We start from the raw sequence: 7,089 nt of genomic DNA, 5'->3' as shown, positions 1-7,089 counted from the left end.
ACCCCGGCAGGATTCGAACCTGCAACCTGCCCCTTAGGAGGGGGCTGCTCTATCCTATTGAGCCACGGGGTCACGCTGGCTTTCAATGCCTGCCTTTGCCTCTGGGGTCAACGACCACAGCCGCTGGCTTTTGCCGATCCGAGGGGGTAAGAATTGCAAAACGAGTGCTGGAACCAACCCTTTGACGAACATTCCCAAACGCCCGCTGACCCTTCGCGATGTCTCTGAAGCATCGGGTGTCAGCGAAATGACCGTCAGCCGCGTTCTGCGCAACAAGGGCGATGTCAGCATCGCGACACGCCAGAAAGTGCAGGATGCCGCGAAGCGGCTTGGGTATGTGCCGAACAAGATCGCGGGTGCGCTTGCCTCGCAGCGGGTCAATCTGGTGGCCGTCATCATCCCCTCATTGGGCAACATGGTGTTCCCCGAGGTCCTGTCGGGCATCTCGGATGCGCTGGACGGGACCGATCTTCAGCCGGTTGTCGGTGTCACCGACTATTTGCCCGAGAAGGAAGAGAAGGTCCTTTTCGAAATGCTGTCGTGGCGCCCCTCGGGCGTCATCATCGCCGGTCTGGAACATTCCGAGGCGTCGCAGGCGATGCTGCGGCAGGCGGGTATTCCGGTGGTCGAGATCATGGATGCCGATGGCGAGCCGATCGATCACTGCGTCGGCATCTCGCATCGCCGCGCGGGCCGCAAGATGGCGGAAGAGATCATCGCCGCAGGATACAAGCGGATCGGGTTCATGGGCACCAAGATGCCGCTGGACCACCGTGCCCGCAAACGGTTCGAAGGTTTCACCCGCACGCTGGCCAAGGCCGGGATCGAGATCGCGGATCAGGAATTCTATTCGGGTGGTTCCGCCTTGGCCAAGGGCCGCGAGATGACCGCCAAGATGATCGAACGGACACCGGATCTCGATTTCCTTTACTATTCGAATGACATGATCGGCGCGGGCGGGATGCTCTATCTTCTGGAAACGGGGATCGACATCCCTAACCAGATCGGGATCGCGGGGTTCAACGGGGTCGAATTGCTTGAAGGGCTGCCCCGCAGGCTGGCCACCATGGATGCCTGCCGCCGCGAGATCGGCGTCAAGGCCGCACAGATCGTGGCATCCCTGAACAAGGGCGACGCGGTGCCCGAGGGGCGGCTTGTGGTGCTGGAGCCGAAGCTGGAACCGGGCGACACCCTGCGCCGTTGATCAGATCATCCGGATCACGTCCTTGTCGATGGCAAGCACATAGCCCTTGCGCGCGATGTTCTTGACCAAGAGTTCGCTCATCATCTGATTGCCCAAGGTGTCGCGCAGGCGCTTGATGCGCGTCGCCCCGGCCGCCTCGTCACAATCCGAAGCATCGCGGCCGGAAATCACTGCCTCGATCTCGGCGCCTGTCAAAACCTCGTCATCCATCCGCGCCTCTGCCAGCACCGACAGCGTCTCGATGGCGGCATCGGTCAGCTTGAACTCGAAGTCGTTGAGGTAAACCGCCTTCTGGTCGCGGCTGATGGTCAGTGAATTCACCTCGATCCCCTGCCGCTCGATCCGGCCCATGCGGCGGTTGAGGGCGATCAGCATGACAAGAAAGGCCACGGCGGCGATCAGCAGCGCGGTGGCGAAGACCAGCAGGACGAAGATGACGAAACGGTAAGAGGCCAGCGTGTCCGAAAACGCCGTCCCGGACCCTGCCAGAATCTCGAGCAATTTGATCTCGGCGTTGCTGGTCAGGTTGTCGTTCTCGATGAACAGCCGTTCGACCCGCGCGTTGAAGGCGTTTGCATCCGGCAGGTTGATGAACAGCAGAACGGCGGTCAGCGCCAGAATGGCCACAATCGCCGCGATACCCGCGACGACGATCCTGTTTCCGATTTCGCGGGCCTCAGAAGCGGAGGAAGTATTCACCTGCGTCGTCCTTTCTTTCATCCAGACCGGCATCGTCAAAGATGCCCTCGACCTGGAGAAGCTGCCAGCCAGCGCTGGCAAGCGCATCCCGAAGCTGCCGTTCAGCCGACGCGACCGAACAGTCACCGCGCACCTCGACCACACCGTAGTGCAGCCGCAGCGGATTGTCCTGTTTGGCCTTGTAGTCTGCATAGCATGCCGCCTGCGCCGTCGTGGCACCAAGCAGCAAAAGCAGGAATGAGAAAGAAAGCTGTTTCATACCCACACAATCATAGCCGCGTTCGCTGATAGTCAATAACGCTGCATGTTATCGCGCCTGCAATCGCATAACCATCCCTCGTTATTGTTTGGCAGGTCATGGTCGCCCCAATTTCGGTTCATCGCCGCGAAAGGCAATGCGAACCGAAAGGAACGATCATGATGAAATCCCTTGTTGCAGGTGTGATGGCCTTCTCGCTGACACTGGCAAGCGCGCTGCCGGCCCAAGCCAACGGATTGGACCGCGAGGATGTGGGCAAGCTTTTGCTGGGGCTGCTTGCTGTCGGGGTGGTGGGTGCCGCCATCGAGAACAACCAGCGCCGCGAGGATATACCGGTCGTGCGTCAGGACAGGGGCAGTTGGGCAGACCTGAACCAGCCGCGTTCGCGCCCTGACAGTCGGCGTGACGACCGGCGTTTGATCCTGCCCCATCAGTGCCTGCAAACCCTGCGCACCCGCTATGGCGATCTGCGCCTTTTCGGCGAGCGCTGTCTGGAACGGAACTACCGCTTTTCCGCCAGCCTGCCTGAACGCTGCGAGGTGCGGATCTATACGCATGACGGCCCACGCAGCGGATACGATCCGCTTTGCCTGCGCGAGCAGGGTTACCGGACAAACAGACGCCACTAAGGCGCCTCTCCTTGCGCGGCTGCTCGCCCCAGTTGCCGCGCCACCTCGGGTCGGGTGATGCAAGAACCGCGTCGAGCGGTGCGCACACATCCCCGCCCGGTGAGGGGCAGAGAGATTGGACATGGCTCTCTGCCCCTTTTTTCTTGCCCTTCGCCCGCGCATCTGGTGACTGATCCCATGTCTGCCCCCGATTTCAGTTTCGAGACCATCGCCCGTGAACGCGGCCTGCTGCGTGTCGCCGGTGTGGACGAGGTGGGTCGCGGACCCCTTGCCGGACCGGTGGTTGCGGCGGCGGTGGTGCTGGACCCTGCGCGCATCCCTGCCGGTTTGAACGACAGCAAGAAACTGACCGCCAAGCGGCGCGAGGCCCTGTTCGATCAGTTGATGGAGGTTGCCGAAGTCTCGATCGCCGCCGCGACGGTGGAAGAGATCGACGCACACAACATCCTGCGCGCCTCGCATATGGCGATGGTCAGGGCGATCAACGGGCTGCGCTCTGCGCCGGATCATGTCCTGATCGACGGCAACATGACACCGCGCGGTCTGACGGTTTCGTCCGAGACGATTGTGAAGGGCGACGGGCGTTCGGTCTCGATTGCAGCGGCCTCTGTCGTGGCGAAGCTGTGGCGTGACAGACACATGGTGGCGCTCGCGCAACAGTACCCTTGCTACGGCTGGGACAAGAACGCGGGATATCCCACAGCCCAGCATAAATTGGGCCTTCTAGAGTTTGGTGTCAGCCCACATCATAGACGTTCGTTCAAGCCGATCCACAATATCTTGTATCAAGGCAAAATCGTAAGTGATTGATTCAATAAAGTTTTTGACAGCGAATCGCCTCTGAATCACATTGGAGACAGCAAAAGAGCGGGTCACCCGCCGGGCTTAGAGGCAAGTTATGACGATCAAAACGAAAACGCAGGGCGCGTCCGCGCTGCCGCTGAATACGATCCTTGATGGCGACTGCATCGCCGTGATGAACAGCCTGCCGGCGGGGTCTGTAGACCTGATCTTCGCCGATCCCCCTTACAATCTGCAACTGAAGGGTGATCTGCACCGCCCCGACAATTCCAAGGTGGATGCGGTCGATGATGCATGGGACCAGTTCGACAGCTTCAAGGCCTATGACCAGTTCACCAAGGCGTGGCTGGCAGCCGCCCGCCGCCTGCTGAAACCCAACGGCGCGATCTGGGTCATCGGCAGCTATCACAACATCTTCCGCATGGGTGCCGAGCTGCAGAATCAGGGGTTCTGGATCCTCAATGACGTGGTCTGGCGCAAGTCGAACCCGATGCCGAACTTCCGCGGCAAGCGCCTGACGAATGCCCATGAAACGCTGATCTGGGCCTCGAAAGAGGAGGCCAGCAAATACACCTTCAACTACGAGGCGCTGAAAGCCCTGAATGAAGGTGTGCAGATGCGATCCGACTGGGTGCTGCCGATCTGCACGGGGCATGAACGTCTGAAGGACGACAACGGCGACAAGGCCCATCCGACGCAAAAGCCGCAGTCATTGCTGCACCGCGTGCTGGTGGCGACGACCAATCCCGGCGATGTGATCCTTGATCCCTTCTTCGGGACGGGCACCACCGGTGCAGTCGCCAAGATGCTGGGCCGCGAGTTCATCGGGATCGAGCGCGAGGCGGCCTACCGCAAGGTTGCCGAAAAGCGCATCGCGAATACCCGCAAATTCGATACGGAATCCCTTGCGGTTTCGACCTCCAAACGTGCCGAGCCGCGCGTGGCCTTCGGTGTTCTGGTGGAACGTGGCCTGCTGCGCCCCGGCGAAGAGCTGTGGAGCATGAACGGTCGCCACAAGGCCAAGGTGCGCGCGGACGGCACGCTGATCGGGGATGACATCAAGGGATCGATCCATCAGGTCGGCGCATATCTGGAAGGCGCGCCAAGCTGTAACGGCTGGACCTATTGGCAGTTCAAGCGTGACGGGCAGAAGATACCCATCGATCTGCTGCGCCAGCAGGTCCGTTCCGAGATGGCGAAGCACTAGGACTTCACCAAAACTGATACCGCCGGTGCCTGCGGTCAGCGTTTCCAAGGTGGGGGCGTTCCGTAAGCACTCACTTCAACCCCACCATCATGTCTGATGGTGGGGCTTTTTTTGTCTGGGATTAGCCCATCAACTGGCCCGCTTCGGGCACCCAGCGGAACTCGGCCCCATCCGAACCGGGCGCCACATAGCCCAGCGCGGGGAACGGCATGTGGTAGCCGATGGCAGGGATACGGTCCGCGGCGATCATGCCCAGCACGTTGCGGCGGCTTGCGGCCGCGGCTTCCTTGTCGGCGTCAAAGCGCACCTCCCAATCGGGGCGCGCCAGCGACCAGACAGGGTGGTTCGCAAGGTCGGCAAAGATCATCAGACCCGCGCCCGCGCTATCAAGACGATAGACCATGTGGCCGGGCGAGTGACCGAAGGCGGCCATGCCGGTTATGCCCGAAACGACATCGTCCATGTCACCGATAAAGGTCATCTGCTCGGCCAGCGGGCGGACGTTCATGTCAAAGCCCTCGTTGCCGGCGGCGGCCCAGAAATCGAACTCGGCCTGACCGGTCACATAGCGGGCATTGGCAAAGGTCGGCGCGCCTTCGTTCATCAGCCCGCCGATGTGGTCGCCGTGCATATGGGTCAGGACGACGATGTCGATCTGGTCGGGGCTGTAACCCGCGCTGGCCAGTGCGGCGGTCGTGGCAGCGGCGTTCAGGCCGGTATCGAACAGGACCAGCTCGGACCCGGTATTCACCACGGTCGGGGTGAAGAAGAACTGCGACACCTCGGTCGAGAGGAAGTTGGCCTCGCTGACCTCGGCGAATTCCTCGGGCGAGACATTCATCCCGAAGATGCCCTGCGGCTGTTCGCGCGGGGTGGTGCCGCCAAGGATCGTGGTGACTTCGAAGTCACCGATCATGAAACGGCGGTGCTGGGCAAAGCTTGCGCCCATCATCGGGGCTTCGGCATGGGCAGCGCCTGCGGTCAGGCCAACGGCTGGCAGGGCAACGCCCGCTTTCAGAAGGGTGCGGCGTGTGAGGGTCGTCATGGGTCCTCCATCAAATTGAACATGTCGTCGCGATGGAGAGGGTCATAGACCTGTCTGACGTCACGTCACACACAATGCCGTGATGTCTAGCGCGGCATCGGGTTGCTGGCGGTCTTGTAGGGCGTCCAGTCGGTGATCTCGGGATAGTATTTCGCGCGCCATGCCTTGACGCGCGGGTTCATGATCCTGGCCCATAACGTCGGCACCAGCGCGGCCATGGTCATGACGGGATAACCATGCGGCAGTTGCGGTGCCTCGTCGTCATCGTAGGTCTGCAAAAGTGGAAACCGCCGGTTCGGCTTGTAGTGATGGTCCGAATGCCTTTGCAGATTGATCAGCAGCCAGTTCGAGGCCTGCTGCGTCGCGTTCCACGAATGGCGCGGTTTGACATGTTCATACTTGCCCTCGCCAAGGTGTTTGCGGGTCAACCCGTAGTGTTCGACATAGTTGACCAATTCAAGCTGGAAGATCGCCCAGAAGGCCTGCGTCCCGAAAAGGAAGACCCCCCACCAGCCGCCGATCATTGCAGCGACGAGCAAAAACCCCAGTTGCAGCCCCAGATAGCGCCAGAACGGATTGCTTGGGTGATGCCAGGGCAGGTTCTTGCGGGCGAGCATGGCCTTTTCCGCGCTGAAGGCGGAGGGCGGCTGCGTCGTCAGGACCCGCAGGAAATAGCGGTAGAAATTCTCGCCATAACGCGCGGTCACGGGATCGCGCGGGGTGCCCACATAGCGGTGGTGGACCAGCAGATGCTCGGACCGGAAGTGGCCGTAAAGCACGGACGTCATCAGGATATCGCCCAGCCACCTTTCCACCCGCGGGCTTTGGTGCATCAGCTCATGCGCATAGACGATGCCGATGGTGCCCGACAGGATCCCCAGTGCCGCGAAAAGTGCCCATTCCTCGAACCGGTTGAGGTGATCCGATCCCGCGACATAGGCCAGAATCCCGAAGATGGTCGCGATCTGAAGCGGCGGCCAGACCAGCGTGATCAGGCGATACCAGAAAAGCTGGGTATCGGGGGTTTCCGTATCGGGGTTGTCGGTGTTCTTGCCGACAAAGTAGTCAAGCACCGTGAAAAGGTACCAGGTCGACAAAGGCAAAAGCAGGATCGTCCAGCCGCCCCTCGTGGCCACGAAAACGGCCAGCGGGATCATCCCCAGCGACATCCAGAATGGCAGCGCCGCGCTGAGCCGCGCGATTTTCGGGGTGCCGGGGATTGCGGTCATGGGGTGCCTCCGTTGT

The 7,089-nt window shown here is 61.2% G+C and carries 8 protein-coding genes; 4 read left to right on the top strand and 4 right to left on the bottom strand.

The window, feature by feature from the left end:
• Window positions 1-181 precede the first annotated feature (181 nt).
• On the top strand, window positions 182-1,204 hold the full coding sequence (locus tag V7N12_RS07950; RefSeq protein ID WP_333713881.1) for a LacI family DNA-binding transcriptional regulator: 1,023 nt from the start codon (window positions 182-184) through the stop codon (window positions 1,202-1,204).
• Here the strand turns inward: V7N12_RS07950 and V7N12_RS07945 are convergent, their stop codons facing one another.
• The gene (locus tag V7N12_RS07945; RefSeq protein ID WP_333713879.1) at window positions 1,205-1,924 is read right to left on the bottom strand and encodes a winged helix-turn-helix domain-containing protein; all 720 of its coding nucleotides are present in this window, start codon (window positions 1,922-1,924) and stop codon (window positions 1,205-1,207) included.
• The gene (locus V7N12_RS07940) at window positions 1,881-2,162 is read right to left on the bottom strand and encodes a hypothetical protein (protein ID WP_333713878.1); all 282 of its coding nucleotides are present in this window, start codon (window positions 2,160-2,162) and stop codon (window positions 1,881-1,883) included. Before V7N12_RS07940 ends, V7N12_RS07945 begins: the two co-directional genes overlap by 44 nt.
• 158 nt (window positions 2,163-2,320) lie before the next feature.
• Between V7N12_RS07940 and V7N12_RS07935 the strand changes: the two genes are divergently transcribed.
• From V7N12_RS07935 to V7N12_RS07925, 3 genes are all read left to right on the top strand, one after another.
• Window positions 2,321-2,791, top strand: coding sequence for a hypothetical protein (locus V7N12_RS07935; RefSeq protein ID WP_333713877.1), 471 nt, complete (start codon window positions 2,321-2,323; stop codon window positions 2,789-2,791).
• A 177-nt stretch (window positions 2,792-2,968) separates the two neighbouring features.
• Window positions 2,969-3,601, top strand: a complete 633-nt coding sequence (locus tag V7N12_RS07930) for a ribonuclease HII (RefSeq protein ID WP_333713876.1) — start codon at window positions 2,969-2,971, stop codon at window positions 3,599-3,601.
• Window positions 3,602-3,689: 88 nt separating this feature from the next.
• Window positions 3,690-4,799 (top strand): site-specific DNA-methyltransferase, encoded by a 1,110-nt coding sequence (locus V7N12_RS07925; RefSeq protein ID WP_333713875.1) that lies wholly within the window; start codon window positions 3,690-3,692, stop codon window positions 4,797-4,799.
• Window positions 4,800-4,920: 121 nt separating this feature from the next.
• Here the strand turns inward: V7N12_RS07925 and V7N12_RS07920 are convergent, their stop codons facing one another.
• On the bottom strand, window positions 4,921-5,844 hold the full coding sequence (locus V7N12_RS07920) for an MBL fold metallo-hydrolase (RefSeq protein WP_333713873.1): 924 nt from the start codon (window positions 5,842-5,844) through the stop codon (window positions 4,921-4,923).
• An 86-nt stretch (window positions 5,845-5,930) separates the two neighbouring features.
• Window positions 5,931-7,073: an alkane 1-monooxygenase gene (locus tag V7N12_RS07915; protein ID WP_333713871.1), complete on the bottom strand. Its 1,143-nt coding sequence runs from the start codon at window positions 7,071-7,073 to the stop codon at window positions 5,931-5,933.
• Window positions 7,074-7,089: the final 16 nt, after the last annotated feature.

This window comes from Yoonia sp. (assembly GCF_036770585.1).
Taxonomy (GTDB): domain Bacteria; phylum Pseudomonadota; class Alphaproteobacteria; order Rhodobacterales; family Rhodobacteraceae; genus Yoonia.
Note: the sequence above shows the minus strand (reverse complement) of the source record. Positions and strands in the feature narration are given on the sequence as shown.